17 protein-coding genes are annotated in these 18,559 nt (G+C 44.2%); 10 read left to right on the top strand and 7 right to left on the bottom strand.

What is annotated here, in order from left to right:
* Positions 1 to 248: 248 nt before the first annotated feature.
* The 3 genes from BMZ72_RS05590 to BMZ72_RS37130 form a co-directional block, all read right to left on the bottom strand.
* The gene (locus BMZ72_RS05590) at positions 249 to 2,150 is read right to left on the bottom strand and encodes a sigma 54-interacting transcriptional regulator (RefSeq protein ID WP_089806071.1); all 1,902 of its coding nucleotides are present in this window, start codon (positions 2,148 to 2,150) and stop codon (positions 249 to 251) included.
* Entirely contained in the window at positions 2,147 to 2,884 is a 738-nt protein-coding gene (locus BMZ72_RS37135; RefSeq protein WP_410492753.1) for a sensor histidine kinase, read from the bottom strand. Before BMZ72_RS37135 ends, BMZ72_RS05590 begins: the two co-directional genes overlap by 4 nt.
* 119 nt (positions 2,885 to 3,003) lie before the next feature.
* On the bottom strand, positions 3,004 to 3,201 hold the full coding sequence (locus BMZ72_RS37130; protein WP_410492748.1) for a hypothetical protein: 198 nt from the start codon (positions 3,199 to 3,201) through the stop codon (positions 3,004 to 3,006).
* A gap of 1,337 nt (positions 3,202 to 4,538) precedes the next feature.
* On the opposite strand from BMZ72_RS37130, the gene BMZ72_RS05580 reads away from it, so the two are divergent.
* The 5 genes from BMZ72_RS05580 to BMZ72_RS05560 all read left to right on the top strand — a co-directional run bounded on the left by BMZ72_RS05580 (position 4,539) and on the right by BMZ72_RS05560 (position 8,488).
* Positions 4,539 to 5,324, top strand: a complete 786-nt coding sequence (locus tag BMZ72_RS05580; RefSeq protein WP_089806067.1) for an alpha/beta hydrolase — start codon at positions 4,539 to 4,541, stop codon at positions 5,322 to 5,324.
* 27 nt (positions 5,325 to 5,351) lie between these two features.
* The gene (locus BMZ72_RS05575) at positions 5,352 to 6,281 is read left to right on the top strand and encodes an alpha/beta fold hydrolase (RefSeq protein ID WP_089806065.1); all 930 of its coding nucleotides are present in this window, start codon (positions 5,352 to 5,354) and stop codon (positions 6,279 to 6,281) included.
* 97 nt (positions 6,282 to 6,378) lie between these two features.
* The gene (locus tag BMZ72_RS05570) at positions 6,379 to 6,804 is read left to right on the top strand and encodes a hypothetical protein (protein ID WP_089806063.1); all 426 of its coding nucleotides are present in this window, start codon (positions 6,379 to 6,381) and stop codon (positions 6,802 to 6,804) included.
* A gap of 86 nt (positions 6,805 to 6,890) precedes the next feature.
* Positions 6,891 to 7,916 carry an SDR family oxidoreductase gene (locus BMZ72_RS05565; protein ID WP_089806061.1) on the top strand — a complete coding sequence of 342 codons (1,026 nt, stop codon included), beginning with the start codon at positions 6,891 to 6,893 and terminating at the stop codon, positions 7,914 to 7,916.
* 2 nt (positions 7,917 to 7,918) lie between these two features.
* Complete coding sequence (locus tag BMZ72_RS05560; RefSeq protein ID WP_089806059.1) at positions 7,919 to 8,488, top strand: Crp/Fnr family transcriptional regulator; 570 nt, start codon at positions 7,919 to 7,921, stop codon at positions 8,486 to 8,488.
* Here the strand turns inward: BMZ72_RS05560 and BMZ72_RS05555 are convergent, their stop codons facing one another.
* Positions 8,489 to 11,257 (bottom strand): PAS domain-containing sensor histidine kinase, encoded by a 2,769-nt coding sequence (locus BMZ72_RS05555; RefSeq protein WP_089806057.1) that lies wholly within the window; start codon positions 11,255 to 11,257, stop codon positions 8,489 to 8,491.
* A gap of 127 nt (positions 11,258 to 11,384) precedes the next feature.
* On the opposite strand from BMZ72_RS05555, the gene BMZ72_RS05550 reads away from it, so the two are divergent.
* Complete coding sequence (locus BMZ72_RS05550; protein ID WP_089806055.1) at positions 11,385 to 12,239, top strand: AraC family transcriptional regulator; 855 nt, start codon at positions 11,385 to 11,387, stop codon at positions 12,237 to 12,239.
* Between the two features lie 71 nt (positions 12,240 to 12,310).
* Complete coding sequence (locus tag BMZ72_RS05545) at positions 12,311 to 13,141, top strand: NAD-dependent epimerase/dehydratase family protein (RefSeq protein WP_089806054.1); 831 nt, start codon at positions 12,311 to 12,313, stop codon at positions 13,139 to 13,141.
* 76 nt (positions 13,142 to 13,217) lie between these two features.
* Here the strand turns inward: BMZ72_RS05545 and BMZ72_RS05540 are convergent, their stop codons facing one another.
* From BMZ72_RS05540 to BMZ72_RS05530, 3 genes are all read right to left on the bottom strand, one after another.
* Complete coding sequence (locus tag BMZ72_RS05540; protein ID WP_089806051.1) at positions 13,218 to 14,846, bottom strand: hypothetical protein; 1,629 nt, start codon at positions 14,844 to 14,846, stop codon at positions 13,218 to 13,220.
* A gap of 107 nt (positions 14,847 to 14,953) precedes the next feature.
* On the bottom strand, positions 14,954 to 15,874 hold the full coding sequence (locus BMZ72_RS05535) for a helix-turn-helix domain-containing protein (RefSeq protein ID WP_089806050.1): 921 nt from the start codon (positions 15,872 to 15,874) through the stop codon (positions 14,954 to 14,956).
* A 64-nt stretch (positions 15,875 to 15,938) separates the two neighbouring features.
* Entirely contained in the window at positions 15,939 to 16,739 is an 801-nt protein-coding gene (locus tag BMZ72_RS05530; protein WP_089806048.1) for an SDR family oxidoreductase, read from the bottom strand.
* A gap of 172 nt (positions 16,740 to 16,911) precedes the next feature.
* Here BMZ72_RS05530 and BMZ72_RS05525 point away from each other — a divergent pair, with 172 nt between their 5' ends.
* The 3 genes from BMZ72_RS05525 (at position 16,912) to BMZ72_RS05515 (ending at position 18,555) form a co-directional block, all read left to right on the top strand.
* On the top strand, positions 16,912 to 17,694 hold the full coding sequence (locus BMZ72_RS05525) for an SDR family oxidoreductase (protein WP_089806046.1): 783 nt from the start codon (positions 16,912 to 16,914) through the stop codon (positions 17,692 to 17,694).
* A gap of 10 nt (positions 17,695 to 17,704) precedes the next feature.
* Positions 17,705 to 18,139, top strand: a complete 435-nt coding sequence (locus BMZ72_RS05520) for a DUF2147 domain-containing protein (RefSeq protein WP_089806044.1) — start codon at positions 17,705 to 17,707, stop codon at positions 18,137 to 18,139.
* Positions 18,140 to 18,201: 62 nt separating this feature from the next.
* Positions 18,202 to 18,555, top strand: coding sequence for a hypothetical protein (locus BMZ72_RS05515; RefSeq protein WP_089806042.1), 354 nt, complete (start codon positions 18,202 to 18,204; stop codon positions 18,553 to 18,555).
* Positions 18,556 to 18,559: the final 4 nt, after the last annotated feature.

Genomic DNA, 18,559 nt, shown 5'->3' with positions numbered 1-18,559 from the left:
TCTTCTGCTAAATTACTTAATTTGAATGCAGCCGTCTGGCAGTTATGGAAAATTGATTGCACAATGTCTGTTTATCCGGATTACCACCTTATTACACCGTCATTACGTCGATACCGCTTCGCTCCTGAGCGTACAGATACCAGTATAATAGCGGCATACATACAGTATACATCGAAGAACAAGTACCTATCAGTTTAATAGTCAGGGATTTGCATTTGTTTCAGCATTACCCGTTCTTTATTACCTATTTAATACTCCTTCTTTATTCCCAGTTTCTTCATTTTCGACTTTAACGTAGAAGGATTTATATTCAACACCTCAGCTGCTGCACCTGGTCCCCATATCCTGCCGTTACTTTTCTTTAGTACGGAAATGATATAGTCCCTTTCATTCTCTACGATTGTTTTCATTGTGGTTTCCTCCTGCCCTGGCGTCGCTTGTTTTACTTCAACCGTTGGTAACAGTATATCTTCGATAACCGCTCCTTTTGCCAGTAAAACGCTTCTTTCAATCAAATGCTCCAGTTCGCGGACATTACCTGGCCAGTTATAAACCATCATTTTCCTAAGCACCTGTTCCGATATACCACTGATTCTTTTTCCCGCTTTATGGCTATAATGATTCATAAAATGATACGCCAATAGCGGGATATCTTCTCTTCTCTCACGCAATGGTGGCAATATGATAGGAAAAACATTCAGTCTGTAGTACAGGTCGAGCCTGAAACGGCCTTCAGCCACCTCTTTCTCCAGATTCTTATTAGTCGCTGCTATGATCCTTACATCTACCTTTATTGTATCTGTTCCGCCAACTCTTTCTATTTCCTTCTCCTGTAAAACCCGGAGTAATTTCACCTGTAACTCAAGCGGCATTTCACCTACCTCGTCCAGAAAGATCGTTCCCCCATCAGACCTTTCGAATTTACCGATCTTCCTTTCAAGCGCACCAGTGAAGGCGCCTTTTTCGTGCCCGAATAAATCTGATTCTATCAAACCTGCGGGTAATGCAGCGCAATTCAGTTTAACAAATGGTTGTCCCTTGCGGGGTGACAACTCATGTATACTATTCGCAATCTTCTCCTTACCTGTGCCACTCTCGCCCAGAATAAGCACAGAAGTATCTGAAGGGGCTACCTGGGAAATATGATCAAATACTGATAATAACAGGTGACTTTTACCTACAATTCCCTCAAATCCCTCTATCATATTCACGCTTCCTGCTGCGCTGATATCCAGTTGTGATTTATCTGCCTCATTAATTTTGTCAATTGCCTGCAGCAATGAAAACTGCATTCTTTCCAGCAGTTCAATATGGGCTGTAGTGTAGACATCCGACCGTCTGCTATATAAACCGAGGCGAAAAGATTTCCGGTCGATCATTTGCATCGGCATTTCCAGATTGGTTTTTAAGCGGAATATGCCTGCGAATAATTTCTTTAAAGAGGGCTGTTTGCAAATATGCTGAAAATCAGCATCATCATAGATCACAGCTGTTTCCGTCACCGGAAGCTGTAATTGCAATGTCATCAGTTCTTCTATCTTCTTCCCGGTAATAGTCGCCAACTCGTCCATACCAATGACCTGGTATTCATTAAATCCTATTCTCAAAAAACCAAGCAGCTGAATATGGTCGAACTGCATAGTAATAAAGTCAAACGGAATATAAGATTGCAGGGCTGTCGCTATTGTCAGCATCTTTTGTGACCAGGAACCGGTATCACGGGGAATTGTCTTGAGTACACTACGTAGCTCCGTTTCCTTGTGGTAACGGGCCTCAGTACTATGTGAGTGACGATAACGGGCTATTTCAAGAGCTACAAGCAGGTCTTTCTCTCTGAAAGGCTTTACAAGAAAACCATATGGTTGCGTTTGCTTCGCGGATGTCAATATTTCTTCGTTTGAATTAGCTGACAGATATACAAATGGGATATTGTCCGCAGCCAGTTGTCTTGCCAGATCGATACCGGTTTGTTTTCCTTTCAGGAAGATATCTAAAAGAACAAAGTCAGGCCTTTGCTCCCCGATCATTTTCTGCGCCTGGGTCACTGAGCGTGCAATGCCTGTAATATTGTAGCCTGCTCCTTCGAGCAGCAGGCGTAAATAGTCGGCTTCTACAAACTGGTCCTCTACTATGAGAATATGTTCTTTCATACTATAAATTCAAGCAATATTTCTGTTCCGTTGTTATTGTTTACCTGAAAAGTTCCATCAAGATCATCACTAAGCCCCTGCATGAGCTTCATACCCATTGAGGCCTGTTTTTTTCCGTCAAACGTAGCTGGCAGTCCAATGCCATTGTCTCTGACAATAAGCAGGAAATGATCCTGATTCATTCTTTTCAAAGAAATGTCAATCCGTCCTTCTTTATCCGGAAAAGCGTGTTTAATCGCGTTAGTAACCGCTTCATTCAAAATGAGGCCAATCGGGATACAGCTGGTCACGTTCAGATTGATGGGGTCTATCTGGAGGTTGAACTGAATGGTACGTCCTGTATGAAAACTGTCTTTCAGGCAATCTATCAGTTCATGAATATAGTCTACCATATTAATGGCTGACAGATTCTCCGATTGATAAAGCCGCTGGTGGACCAGCGACATGGCCTGTATACGCTGCTGACTCTCTGTTATTGCCTGCCGGGCCTCCTCACCATGGAGATAAGCCGCCTGTGTATGCAGGAGTCCCATTACCATGTGAAAATTATTTTTCACCCGGTGATGGATCTCTTTAACTAACCATTCTTTCTCCTCTACCAGGTGCTGCAATGAATCGTTTTTCTTCTCGATCACCTTTTGCTGTACCTGTAGCGCCCTGTTTGTTCTGGTTTTTAACCGGGAGTAATTTAATAGCAATCCTATAATAACGATCAGCAGGAATGTGGCTCCCATTATCCAGCGTCTCGTATTGTGTTCTTTTACCAGTTCGTTCTGCTGTAATCGTTTCTCCTTTTCCAGTAAGCGGATATTCTGTTCTTTTTTCTCTGTTTCATATTGAATGGTCAGCTCTTCTATCTGCCTGCTTTTCCGTTCATTGTAAAGTGAGTCATTGATAGACCCATATTTCCGCAGGTCTCTGATAGCAGCCGTATAATTACCCAATGCGGAGTCGGCGACAAACAGCATCTGAAACAATTCCCGCTGATCTGCCAGGCGGATCTGCCACCGTTCAGACAGTACCTTGTCCAGATAGATATGCGCTTTCTCAAACTGCTTTCGTTGCAAATAGAATCGCCCCAGATCCCTGTTACTCAGGATAATTACTTCCCGATCGAAGGAAAAGCCTTTAAGATATCCTGCCATGTCCAGAAAGTATTGTTCTGCAAGCGTATATTGTTTCATGGCATCATAACAATAAGCATAGTTCTGTGCAACAACAGCTTTTTCATATAGTGTCTCTGGCGGTCCTCCTCTTACCAAACTATCCATTAAGGCAAGTGCATCTCTGCTCCTGTTTAGTTTAATCAGCTGAGAGATAATAAAGCCGGCCGTTTTGAATACCACTCCCCGCTCAATCTTTTCCTCCAGTCTCTTTTGCAGCGATCTCCTGTACCAATAAATACTTTCCTCCGTATTCCCTAATTCATCATGCACAAGTGCAAGCTCTCCATAAAACAAAGAAATGTCTGCGGTATCATGATTGAGTGTTGTGCTTTCAATACATTTCGTCACATATAAAAGTGATTTTTCATACGCGCCACGATACCTGTTAACAACGGAAAGAAGATAATACACATTTGAAATCCTTTCATTGCCGGTCTGCCGGAAAAGAGCCGATGCCCGCAACAATTCCTTCTCCGCTAAATTAAACTGCTTCAATAACAAATGGTAATCAGCCAGCTGTGTAAGTACGTCAGCCTCGCCGTCAAGGTCACCGCGCTGTTTATATAATGTGATCACCTTATCATACACAACGGGAATACGGCTGGTATCCTTTCCCTCCCATTTTAAATTCATAGCCATCCACTTCAAGGCATAAGCTTCTCCGGCAATATCGCCATCCTTATGATAGATAGCTGCCAGCTCAAAAAAACGTTTTTCGCCTTCAGCGATGTCTCCTTTGACAAGATAAGCTTCCGCTTTCATTAACATACCGTCAAGCCGTAAACGTTTTAAATGAAGTGTGTCACTCAACCTGATAGCTTCATCAATAAGACTGATCACTGTGTCCATCAACTTATCCTTTTTATCACTGAAGGTTTGATTGAGGTAAATCCTGCTAAGGGTATGCAATATCTCAATCCGGTTACTATCCTGTTTACTCTTCTGTAATAACTGATGTAATTCGATGGGCGATTTTCTGAATAATTGTTGTCCCTGTACGGGCAAGAAAAGAAAGATGGTAAAAAAAGTATATAGGAGAAATTTTATCATGTGCTGCACCTAAGCATAAATTTAAAGTAATAACTGCGACATTTCAAGGTATCATTTGCCAGACCGTGAAATGTCACGGTGGCACAAAGGAACCAAATCCACAAAACACTGATCAATAAATAGTTACGAAAAAGGCATTGTAATTGGCGCAAGAGAACGAATAATTCTCTCTATGGAAAAAACTAGTACTAAAACAGTCGTTTTCATTACCGGCGCTTTTGTCCACCATAGCTGCTGGGATGATTGGAAAAGCCATTTTGAAAGTAAAGGTTACCGGGCGATCGTACCTCCCTGGCCATATAAAAACACATCTGCCGAAGCATTGCGTAATAGTCATCCCAACCGGGATATTGCTGCCATGAGACTTGCCGCACTAACAGCGCATTATGATCATATCATCAGGGCATTACCAGAAAAACCCATTCTGATCGGTCATTCAATAGGCGGTCTTATTACCCAGCTGTTACTGCAAAGGGGATTGGGTGAATCAGGGGTCGCCATTCACTCAGTACCTCCACAGGGAATTATGACATTTAAATTCTCATTCCTGAAAGCAGGTTGGGGACCGCTTGGATTTTTCACCCCAGCCAGTAAGTCATTTCTGATGTCCTTCGACCAGTGGAAATACGCCTTTACCAATGGGATGGACTGTGATGCGCAAAAAGAAGCTTATTACAACTATGCTATTCCTGAGTCAAAGCTGATCGTACGGGATACCATTACCGCGGCAGCTAAAGTCAACTTTCAGCATCCGCATGCTCCATTGTTACTAACTGCCGGCAGTGAAGACCATACGATCCCTGCTTCACTGAACTATGCAAATTATAAGAAATACAGCAACAGTAACTCCGTAACAGATTATAAAGAATTTAAAGGCAGGAATCATTTCGTATTGGGCCAACCCACATGGAAAGAGGATGCAGATTATATCCTGGAGTGGCTGAACAAACACTCCTGATTCATCACAATTTTAAAACAACGCTTAATGAAAAAACTACTATCGCTTTTATTTGTCATTGCCTTCTTACTACCTGCCCGTAGTAACTCCATCCAGGATAACAAACCGGCTTCTCCACCAGCTAATTTCAAACATGCTTATGCAAAGATCAATGGTATAAACATTCATTACGTGATTGGCGGTTCCGGTGAACCACTTGTCTTACTGCATGGCTTCGGGCAGAACTGGTATATGTGGAATCGTCTACTGCCGGAATTATCCAAACATTTTACTGTAATAGCACCCGATCTCCCGGGCCTGGGTGAATCCGGCAAACCGGCCGATGGTTACGACAAAAAAACAATGGCCACCTATATACACGGCGTAGTGAAAGAGCTGGGCTATAACCACATTAAACTGGCAGGACATGATATTGGTCTGATGGTAGCCTATGCTTACGCCGCACAGTATTCAGATGAGGTCACCAGGCTGGCATTAATGGATGCATTATTGCCCGGCATTGAACCAGTCTGGAGTCAGGTAAAAGGTGCTGCCTGGTGGTTCGGGTTCTTCTCCTTCCCTGCTTCAGGTGAACTGGTGGCTGGCCGGGAACGTCTGTTCCTTACCAATTTCTGGCCGGTGGTAGGTCATGTAAAAGATCCATTTACTCCTGAAGAGGTAAATGAATTCGTAAGGGCCTATTCCTCAAAAGGCTCAACGACAGGTGCATTTCATTGGTTTGCTGCTTTTGAGCAGGACGCAAAGGACAATCTGGAATTTATGAAAACCAAACTGAAGATGCCATTGCTCGCCATGGGCGGTGAATACTTTGGTGCAGCCTTTCTGGAAGATCATTGTAAATTAGTTGCAGAAAATGTAACGGGCGTTAATATTAAGGGTTCAGGCCATTGGGTTGTGCAGGAGAATACCGCACAGGTACAAAAAGAATTACTGGATTTTTTCCTTGATAAAAAATAAAGATACAGCCGCCTCATAAATAAATGAGGCGGCTATATTAAAAGTTGCATTTTAGCGGGCAAGATTTATATTTACAGTAAATATCTATGCTATTTACATGGAAGACGTTTTTTATCTGACCCGTGGCTGGAGAAATGCCACTTACATTTTATTTGGCGCCTTAATATGTGTGTTTGTTAGCCTGCTGACCTACTCCTTCTTCAACCCCTTTCTCAGACAAGGTATCCTGTTCATTTTTCCTTTATCACTTATTGCTATTGGTCTCGCGGTGTGCGCGATCTTGCAGGTAAATGAAAAGATCTTCTGGGATAATCATAGTGTGCGTAAAGTATCGAGACTTGTCAACAGAGAGATCCTGCTGAAAGACATAAAAGGATACAAGTTTGCCTGGAACTATCTGCATATCATTCCTCACGAAGGAAAAGGAAAGAGAATCCTGGTATCTACGTATGTAAATGGCATGCGCCTTTTGCATGCGGAGCTCGTCGCCCGTTATCCTGATCTGAAACAACGGCAGGTATAGGAAACTTTGTTGCCCGCTATTTTATTTCTTACCATTTGTTAAGCGATACTTCCGGTAAGTATATTTTCCTTTGTCAAAAAAAAAGAATGACAAAAGAAGTATTACTGACCGGCGTTTCCGGATTTCTTGGATCTCATGCGACGATTCAGCTTTTAAATAAAGGCTATAAAGTTATCGGCACACTTCGCAGTGCCAGCCGTATCAGCGAATTACAACAGCTTATCGGTAAACATACCCCATACATTAACAACCTGGAATTTGTTGAAGCAGACCTGGCAGATGAGCACATCTGGGAGGATTTAACCAGGGGCAAAGATTTCATACAACACATTGCATCACCATTCCCTTTGATCTCACCAAAAAATGAGGATGATGTGATCCTACCCGCAAAACAGGGAACACTGTCCATTCTTAAAGCAGCTGCTAAAAATAATATCAAACGTGTTGTCCTGACTTCATCGTCCAGTAGCGTCCTGCATGGCAAGCCGCGTGGGATGGAAAATGGTACTTTTGACGAATCCATCTGGGCGGATGAGAATAACCGCAATGATCTGAATACCTACTACCGGAGCAAGGTTATTACAGAAAAAGCAGCCTGGGCGTATATGCAGCAGTCCGCTCCAAAAATGGAACTGGTGACGGTGCTTCCGGGCGCAATACTGGGTCCGGCATTAGAAAAGGATTACGGAAACTCAGCAGGGATCATCCTGAAGATGCTGGATGGCAGTTTGCCAGCTGTTCCAAAGATAGGGTTTGATATTGTTGATGTCAGATCTGTAGCGGATCTGTTAATACGTGCGATGGAGGACCCGGCAGCAGCCGGAGAGCGTTTCCTTGGCACTTCCGGATTTTTGACGATGACAGAGATTGCCGTTATCTTGCGAAAGAAGTATCCGGCGAGGAAGATTCCTAAAGGGCAATTACCGGTTTGGTTTACGCACCTGCTGAGTTGGTTTGACAAGTCATTACAACCTGTCATGCTGGACCTGGGTAAGGTACGCAAAGCAGATAGCTCCAAAGCGAGGAAAATACTCGGCTGGGCACCCATCAATAACGAAGAGGCAATTATCTCCTGTGCGGAAAGCCTGCTTTCATTGGATCTCATCAAATAAATATGACAGAAAGCTTATCAAAAAGTCTGGCGTTTGGCGGAGTATTAAATGCTGCGGAGATCAGTAAGGTAGCTGACGCATTTGTGCTCCGCCAGCTGAAGGCGGGTGATCATTTTATCGAACAGTATCAGCGGAGTGCTGAAATGGCCTTTATTGATGAAGGTGTGGCGCGGGTATATATAAGCGGCGATGATCTTCGTGAAGCGACCATGCATTTTCTACGGGTTAATCAATTTGCCATGGATATCCCAAGCTTCTATGAGGACCTGCCTGCTACTGTCAGTATCCAGGCGGTGACTAATATGAAAATACTGGTCATAAACCGGACGACGTGGCATGACCTCTGCGATCGTGTTCCAAAGCTGTTTATGCTGGCAAAAATGATCGGCGAAGTAACCTTCCTGAATAAGATCAAGGACGCTGATTATCTGCGTTTTGGCACTGCTAAAGAGAAATACGCGGAGTTCGTCAGAAGATACCCGGATCTTGCGCTTTCTGTCCCGTTACAGTATATCGCATCTTATCTCCAGATCACCCCACAATCTCTTAGCCGGCTGAGGAAAAGGGGCTAGTCAGGATAATGGCAGATAAATGTAAAAAGTCGCCCCTACATCAGGCACACCCTTTGCCAGAATTTTACCATGATGATTATCGACGATCCTTCTTGCGATAGAAAGTCCTATTCCCGTACCCGCATACTCTCCCTTTGCATGCAATCGCTGGAACATCAGGAAGATCTGATCGGCGTGCTTTTCCTGAAAACCGATACCGTTATCTTCAACGCTGATACAATGGTACATCGTTCCTTCTTCCAGATTGATGCTCTTTCCATTTACAAGTGTTGAATAAATCCTGATAACAGGAGCACTATCCTGTTTACTATATTTTATGGCATTGCTGACCAGGTTCTGAAAGAGTTGCTGCAATTGTCTTTTATAGCCATTAATAACAGGCAGGGTCTCTATATGGATCTGTGCCCCTTTTTGTGCGATAATTAACTCAAGATCTTCCTGTACCATTGAAATGGTCTCATTCAGGTTAACGGACTCTGTTTCCAGCGGACGTTCGCTCACCTGAGAATACACCAGTAGATCCTCGATCAAACTGGCCATACGTTTAGAAGCATTTTCAATACGCTGAAACAAGCGTAGCTGCTTATCGTTAAGCTGCTCATGCAGATCTGTTTTCAACTGGTCGGTAAAGAACTGGATCTTGCGGATAGGCTCTTTCAGATCGTGAGAGGAGGCATGTGCAAATTCTTCCAGACTGACATTGGAGCGTTCCAGTTCGATCAGTTTACGCTGTAGTTCGAGCTGTAAACTTTTCAGCTTTGTAAAATCGGTCATGTGCACCACTACATCTTCGTTCATCAGCGCGGCGCTCATCAGATTAAAGATATCCAGTCCGTCAGCTGCGTAATGATTCTCCCAGGTATTGGTAAGGCCAGTCATGGCTACCTCGCGGATATTTTTAAAGCTATCGGTCTGGAAATAGCCAGGGAATACTTCACTCACTTTTTTGCTGATCAGCTGTTCCGGTGAGAATGTCGTATAAGCGGCATAGGCGGTATTGGTAAGTTTGTATATGAAATCGACGACTTTCCCATTATCTACAATTGGCTGTAATACCTGCATTGGCGCGCTGAATATATTGATGATGCGCTGGAGGTAATCATTAGAAGCAAGCAGCAGCTCGTGGGCCTTACGCAGGTCCTCCGTGCGTTGTTTTACCTGTCTTTCCAGCTCCTCTGAAAAGATCTTCTGATCGGTAATATCCTGGATCACAGAGACTACCCGCAGCGGCTGACTGGCATCGTCAAAATAGATACGTCCCTTGGTCTTTATCCAGCGGATAGATGCATCCTTACGGATCACTCTTGCTTCGTATTCCAGATGACCGTCTGACAATGCCTTTTCATAGGCTTCTTTGCATAATAGCTGGTCGTCGGGGTGCAGACTGTCCAGGTAGGTTGTCAGCTGCGTAGCTGCATATAATTCAAGGACTTCCTTTGCCCTTGGAGAAAGCAGCACTTCTTTCGTCCGGAGGTTGACTTCCACCGTTCCTAGTCCGCCTGATTCAATTGCAAGAGAAGCTCTCTCGTTGGCTTCCTCCACATTCCGGCGGGCGATTACCTGTTCGGTAACATCCTGCGCCAATATTACCACGCCGGTAATCTGTCCATCTGCCTCTCTATATGCCTGATAGATGACATTCAGGTATCGTTGCGTCTCAACACCCTGGACAATAACGGGATAAGGCGTATCATATAAATAAACGGATTCTCCTGTCAGGCGTACTTTCTCTAAAAGCTGACGGTCCTGTATATCTGTATCCGTAATAACATCAAAAAGTGGTTTCCCAAACAGCTGTTCAACGCTGCGACCGATCACCCTTCCATATGCCTCATTGGCCACTGAAACGACCATTTCTTTGCCAGACAATACCATAATGCCCAGATTGGCCTCACGGACCAGGTTCTGAAAGCGGTGTTCACTCTCTCTGACCGCCATTTCCGCCAACTTAGAGGATGTTACGTCAGTCGCGAGTACAATAACACCCTGCACCTCTCCCTGATCGTTTTTATCCGGTGTGTAGACAATATTGAGCCATCTGTTCTCGTCTGCCCTGGTAGGCGCTTTGATTTCATATTGTTCTATTTCACCGTCATAAGCTTTCCTGAGGTGAGGCGATACTACGCTGTAGGCCGCTTCTCCTATAAATTCACGCACTGTTTTGCCGATAGCTTCCGTCTTATCGACGTGGAACCATTTACAAAAAGTATCATTGTATGTCTGATAACGTTCTTCCTGATCCAGATAAAAGATCATGGCCGGTACTGCATTCCGCAGGATCTCCAGGTGTTGTTCACTCTTCCTGAGCGCCTCTTCCGCCACTTTGTGCAGTGCTTCACTTTTTTGCAATTGCTGTCTGGAGAGCACCCGCTCTGTCACGTCAATAGAAGTAGCTATCTGCCCTATAATCTGTCCTTCCTTGTCTTTGATAGGGTCAATACTTACCTGGAAATAATGAAGACGTTTCCCATCATGATCTGTGATCTCAATAGGTACCTCATCTGCATGAAAACGCTGGCCGCTTTCCTGTACCTGCCGGTGAATGGGCTCAACATCCCGACGGAGGTCCGGTTTGGCTTCATACAGGGGTTTGCCCATCACACTTTCTCTTGTACTGCGCCAGATAGAAAGATTAAGACGGTTGATATACTCAATAATAAGGTCGGGACCTCTCAGTACCGCTACTGAGAAAGGGACGTCCTCAAATATTTCATAAATGTTTGGAAAGGCAGCTTCACTGTTACTGCCTAAATTGAAAAATACAGACATAAATGATCAATCACACAATAATATAGCAAGTTAAGCACGTTTAAGCTTAAAATCAACATGTTGCCGGGGCTTTTGCATTTTACGGCCTAACCTGTACCTTAGCTTTCATAATAATCAGTCACCGGGCATGCGCAATATCAATTCTTTACGGGAAGATTTCAGCCAGAATAGCCAGCTCCCTATTCGTATTGTTTCTCCTGGTTTTGGCCATTTGCCGCAGGCAGAAGCTGAAAAATACGGGGTTACACAACGTTTACCCTACTACTTCTTTTTATTCATATTGGATGGCCATAGCAGGCGCAGTGTTGATCTGGAAAAGTTCGATATTGGTAAACATGAACTGCTTTTTTTTCTGCCACACCAGGTTCAGCAATTTCCTGTTGCCGCACATGGTAAGGACTACTATAAACTGGGCTTTTATGAAGAATGCCTTTCCCGCTTGCCCCGTCAATACCGCTTCCTGCTCAATCCCCTTAATCAGCAAAAGATAAGTTTTGCGCCCGATGCGGCTATCCGGCTCCAGGCCATTTTTGAAATACTGCAAAACCTACTCCGTACCACTGATACCGATCCTGAACTCATTCTGGCCCATCTCAATAGTTTACTAACGGAAATCAATACTGCTTACTTCGCGAATGACAAGAAGCCTGCAGACGACCGGCTGGCGAAGTTTATCGCCTTTAAAATGTTTGTTGAGGACAACCTGATCAATCATCCAAGTATCAGAGAGATTGCAGAAGAACTCACTGTAAGTACTGATAGCCTGTACCAGATCGTTAAACATTACTCCGGCCTCTCCCCTAAAGAATTCATCACAAACCGCCTGATACTGGAAGCGAGACGTCGGCTGTATCACGGAGAACTATCATCCGTAAAAGAACTGGCCTTCGAACTGGGCTTCAATGACCCCGATTATTTTTCACGGTTGTTTAAAAAAGTAACGGGTAAAACCGTTGCCGGCTTTTTTCAGGATTTGTCCTGAAGTTGTCGGTTTTCGTCCTGCCCATCCTCCTCCTATCTTAAGAGCTTTGTTCATAGAATAAATCCATAGATATGAACAGACAAACAGGAAATGTATTAGTAACTGGTGTAACCGGTCTTGTAGGAGCCCGCCTTGTACCACGGCTTATAAAAGCAGGCTGGAATTGTCGCGCATTAGTGCGTAGCGGGAAAACTATTCAGGGGGATGCAACACCCGTAGCCGGAGACTTACTGGACGCAGCTTCACTAACAGCAGCAGTAAAGGATGTGTCAGCCATCATCCATCTGGCAGCAGTATTCCGCACGCAGGACACAGATCTGATCTGGAAAAGTAATCTGGAAGGAACACGTAACCTGATTGCTGCGGCAAAGGTCCACGCACCCAATGCCCGCTTTATTATGGCCAGTACAGCACATGTCTACAATACAGACAATCCGCATCCGGGACGTGAAGATGATGTGGTTTCTCCTCAACATGCCTATCCGGCCAGCAAAGTCGCTGCAGAACAGGAACTGCGCGAAAGTGGACTTAACTGGTCGGTCCTGCGGTTCCCGTTTGTATATGGTGATGGGGACGGCCATCTTGAAATGCTACCCAAACATGTCATTCCAGGCAAATGGCATCCTGCCCAGAGAATGAGCATCATTCATCATCGCGATATTGCGACTGCTATTGATATGGCCCTGGCAGGTACTTTTGATGAACGTATCGTCAATATTTCAGATGATGCACCCATGTCTGTCTATGAGTTACTGCAACTTGTTGGTGCAACCATGGACGCATCATCTGCGCCGCTTGAAAATCCCTGGTATCTGTATGCAGATGCTTCTCTTGCGCGTAGTCTGGGCTTCCAGCCTACTATCAGAACAGTATACCAGGCGGCACAGGAGAAGCTACTTTAATACGGTTATATCGTGTATAAAACAAAAAGGTCGGAGCTTCCGACCTTTTTGTTTTATACACGATAAGTCAACCTCATTATTCGTCTTTCATTTTCAGGGAAATAGTTCCCTGATCAGGTGTGATCCGGTACAAGCCGCCAGAAACATGTCCTTCCATTTTCCCCTGTATAAGCTCCAGATAGTAAGTATGACCGTTAAATGTGTAGGTTGCACGCTTACTATCAGCGCTTTGAAAAGCAGTGCCGGCATTGTCTGCAACGCGAAGATCAAGGAACCAGTTCCCGGTCTTATTCTTACCGCCTGTAATGATCAACCTGTCTTCCTGCAGATCAATTTCGAAACTACCATTATCACCTGGCCATGAAACGTGCGCGGTACTTTTTCCTGTATTGCTAAATACGGGATTACCGCCGCTTATTTCCTGCTCATTCCCATTCACTATCTCCATTAACCGGAAACCTGCCGGATGATCTTTTTTACCCCATTGAAATCCATCTACAACCGGCAGTGTATAAAAGAAGCTCTTATTCTCTGTCGTTACATCCTTTAGGTATTTATCCGGTACAGACTCATTGAAAAGATGAATATCATCAATAAGCAAATGTCCGCCGGTCCAGAGAAGATTGACACGATAGAAGCGGCTGTTATACCAGAGTGTTTTCTTATCGCTGTCTCCCAGGTCTTTTGTTACAGTAAAAGTCGTTGCCGGGGTAACCTTATACGTTTCCCTGAACCAACGGCCTGACTGCTGCATGGTTTGTACCTGTACCTTTCCCTCCTGCTTTAAACGTGCAATGATGGGCATCTGCATTTCCAGGCCTTTCTGCATGCCTGCCCAGGTGAAGGAGTTTTCCTGCCCTGCCTGTGTATAGTTGAAGCCTAACGCCGGATCATTGGAGAAGATATCGAAGAACCAGTTCACCCATTGTTCATTGCCGCCTGCATAAGGGTATACCGGCTCCAGTGTAGTTACTGTACTGCCATCTGCATATTGCCGGATAGGATCACTGCCTAACATCCTGAATACAGGTACCGGAAGCTGCTTCTCTGTATGCTGGGCAGGCATATAGGCATTAATACGGCTAGGGTAATAAGCCTGATTCCAGTATCCTCCCCAGAGTGTAAATCCGTCAGTTCCTACCTGATCTTTACAATTGGCAGAAGCTACTATCTTGTATTTGTCTGACATATATGCCAGCGAATGCGCATCAATCACCCAGGAAGCGACTGATTTGGGATAGTATCCAAATATTTTTTTAAAGTCATTGAAATAAACGTCGATAATCTGCTCACGTTCCGCTGGTGTGTAACCAACGGAAAAGCCTACATCTGAATGCCAGTCCCAGGCATATTTGCCCCTCCATTTGATACCTGCCTTTTCAATAAGTGGTTTGGGTAGTTCCCACCAGGCGCCAATTTCAAACTGGTCTTTCGGCAGACTTTTCAGCAGCTGCTGATAACGGGGGTCTATCAAGGCATCGTATTGCAGTAAGAAGGTACCTCCAAGACGATACTTTTTCATTAATGCGACCTGATTTTCAACTGTTTTGAAGAGTACATCTTCAGTGATAGCTGCATCACGTGGCTCCAGTAAACGGATAAAGTTTACAATATTGACGATCCTCGGAGAACGGTTTTCATTAGTGGCATTTGATTGAGCATCGGAAACCTTTACCTGAAAAAATGTAAGAAGGACTAAAACCAACGTAGAACAACGACGTATTATCATAATTTGTTTTTGAGTACACACGATCAACAAGGATATTATTGCAGGTCATTTCGCTATAACCGCTATATCGCATTACATTCCTTTTAATTGAAATGCTCCCGGAACTCCAGCGGAGACATGTTTGTCTTGGACTTAAAAAATTTACTGAATGACTGAGGATGTTCAAAACCCAGCTGATAGGCGATCTCGCTTACTGTAAGATCGCTTATCATCAATATCTCTTTGGCTTTCTCAATCAGTTTCAGGTGTATATGCTGCTGCGTATTATGTCCGGTCAGTGACCTTAACAGGTCTCCCAGGTATCTGGGCGATACTTCCAGCTGGTCCGCCAGCGACTGTACTGACGGTAAACCTTTCATCAGTGCAGTTTGATTACTAAAATAGTTATCTAATATCGCCTCCAGTTTTTCCAATACCTGGTTATTGATGGACTTGCGGGTGGTGAACTGCCGTTTATAGAAACGCTGGCTATAATTCAGCATTAACTCAATCTGTGAGATCAATACGTCCTGACTGAGGTCATCTATGGCTGTTTCCAGCTCATCCTCCAGATTCTTGGCGATAGCACTGATAATCAGGCGCTCCTTGTCTGATAAATGCAGTGCCTCATTCACCGAATAAGAGAAAAACGCATAGTTTTTAATCTTCGCATCCAATGGATAGTTCCGCAGGAAATCCGGATGGATCAGCAAGGTGAAACCTGCATCTGAAAAGGGTGTATGCATAATGTTGAGCGGCTGCCCGGGAGAGGTGAAGATCATGCCTCCTTCGTCAAAATCGTAAGTGGTCTGACCGTACTTCGCTTTGCAACCGACAGACTCATTATAGGTAATATTGTAAAAATTCATCACAAAAGATGGCCTCAGCATCTCATCAGTGATCTGCACCTTACTGTAATTCAGTATGCTGATCAATGGGTTTAGGGGTTTCGGTAATCCGAATGCCCTTTGGATCTCCGTAATGGAGTTGAATACACGCGGCTTGTTCTTCTGTTCTCCTCTCATTTTCTCAAAAGTTATTGCCAGTAAATATGGGAATATTTACTGGCAATTTAATGTTAAAAATGGTTTATCCCTGTACCATTAACTGGCGCACGTAATCCCTGAAACCTTCGTCCCCTACAGCCAGCCTGTGTGCATACAGATTTTTTGCGTCGTCACCGCATACATAGCGAAGATTATTCTTACCGTCCGTAGCAGCCTCATACACAACTGCGGCGATATCCTCCGCTGTTGAGACGCCTTCTCCTGAACTAATAGCTGCCAGGAACTTATTTAACAGGCTTTCATAAGCCGGATGAGCAGCGATCACAGCACTTTTACCATTTTCTGTAGCCACAAGGCCTGGTTCTATATTTTTAATACCTATTCCGAATTCATTTAACTCATACGAGAGACTCTCACTCCAGCCCTCTAAAGCCCATTTACTGGCATCGTACATAGAACTCACCGGGAAACCTGCAAGTCCGGCACTGGAGGTTGTAGTGATAAAAAGACCTGCTTTCCGCTCTCTGAAATATGGAATAAAAGCCTGGGTAACCCGTACTACACCAAAGAAGTTGGTCTCCATCTGCTGTACCAGCTGCTCGTCAGTGATCGCTTCCAATGCACCTAACAGCGTATAACCTGCATTATTAAACACCACGTCTACCGGTCCGAGTGCGAGTGTTTTTTCCACAGTCTCCTTTATCTGGTGGATGTCAGTAACATCTAATGGTAGAACAGTTACGTTCTCCAGTAAATGTAGTGCTGTGTCATTTTCCGGTTTACGCATGGTCGCTATTACACGCCAGCCCTTTTCTGCGAAGTATTTAACAGTGGCATTGCCTATTCCTGTCGAAGCGCCGGTAACAAAAATCGTCTTTTGCATTCGTTATTATTTTATGGCAAAATTCCATTACGCCGAAGGAAGCCACGTAGTGAAAATGGTAAATCTTGTAGTCGAACCGGTAAACATAGTCCTTTCCACTACAACTCCGTGACTTTTGGCTACATCCTCCTGCCTGTTACGGCAGACCTTTGCAATAACAAAATATCAACTCATGGATTTAAAAAACAGCACTGTTCTTATTACAGGTGGGACGAGCGGGATCGGACTGGAACTGGTAAAACAGCTGAGCGCAATAGGAACAACGATCATTGTCACGGGACGGAATCCGGATACCCTGCATGAAACAAAAAAGCGCTTTCCTGCCATTCACACCTTTCAAAGCGATGTAAGTAAGGTAAAAGACATTGAGCAGCTATATAAGGACGTTACCCGCGAGTTTCCGGCACTGAACATGATCATCAATAACGCCGGGGAAATGCGGTTGATCGATCTGCAGGATACCAGTAAAGACCTGGCAGACATTACCCGTGAAATTGATATCAATCTTTCAGGAACGATCCACATGGTACACCAGTTCCTTCCACATCTGATCAGAAAGCAGTCCGCAGCGATCGTCAATGTGTCTTCTGCCATCGCTTTTATGCCATATTCCGTAGCCCCTGTTTATAGCGCTTCTAAAGCAGCGGTCCATGCTTATACCATGGCTTTACGGCTTCAGCTTGGTAAAACAAACGTACAGGTCATCGAACTGATACCTCCTGGTGTAACGACCAATCTGCAAAACGACTGGGTACTACAGCCCAATCCCCGGCAGATGATGGCAGTAGACAAAATGGTAAATGTCGCCATTCAGGGGTTGCAGAAAGACACACTGGAAATCAAGCCATTCCTGGTAAAAGTGATAAAAACACTGACAAAGGTGATCCCCGGTCAGCTCATGAAATTCGGACACAGGGAATTTGAAAAATTCAGACAGCTTAATCAGCAACAATAAATCATCAGATATGAAAAGAACATACTTTGCAGTTGTCATGCTCCTCTTATCAGTGGCCTCTTTTGCCCAGAAACTATCACCTGACCAGATCATTGGTGTGTGGCAATGTGAGGATTATAAAATAGAGATCTTCAAATCGGGGAACAGCTATTCCGGCAAATTGTTATGGGCGAAGGACCTGTTTGAAGTGGATGGGAAAACACCTAAAAAGGACAACAAAAACCCCAATGAACAACTAAGAAACAGGTCCAGACAGGGCCTCACTCATATCACGGAGTTGGTTTATAAAGACGGCGCGTATGCAGACGGTAAGCTATACAGTGTGCAGGATGGAAATACATATAGTCTGAAAGGCGAACTTAAAGGTATCAACGACCTCGAAACACGCGGATATAAAGGCATTCCGATGATGGGTAAGACCTTCAGATGGAAACGTATGCAATAACGCTATAATTAGTGCATCTGTAGTTACATCATATATAACGTTCTCTTCAACTAACAACAGCTATGACAAGAAGTATCATTTCTCTATTACTAATGATTATCTCCGCATCACTCAGTTTCAAACATGCCTGGGATTCATTCAACTACAGCAATAATCCTGAAACACTTAAAATGATGACCAGTCTGGGTATCAGTGAACCAGCCGTCCCCTATCTCAGCTTATTGAGTATAGCGATTGGCATACTGGTGCTCATTCCCAAAACATTCTTCCTGGGCAATCTGCTGAACGCCATCAGCATCGTTCTCATTATGGCAATGGCTTCACGGGCAGGGAACTTCAAAATGGTATTGATAGAGATCCCGTTTTTAGCCATGCCGCTAATTATGATTGCTCTGAAATATCCGTTTAAAAATTAAACTA

Origin of the sequence: Chitinophaga sp. YR627, assembly GCF_900114995.1 — a bacterium.
Lineage (GTDB): Bacteria > Bacteroidota > Bacteroidia > Chitinophagales > Chitinophagaceae > Chitinophaga.
Note: the sequence above shows the minus strand (reverse complement) of the source record. Positions and strands in the feature narration are given on the sequence as shown.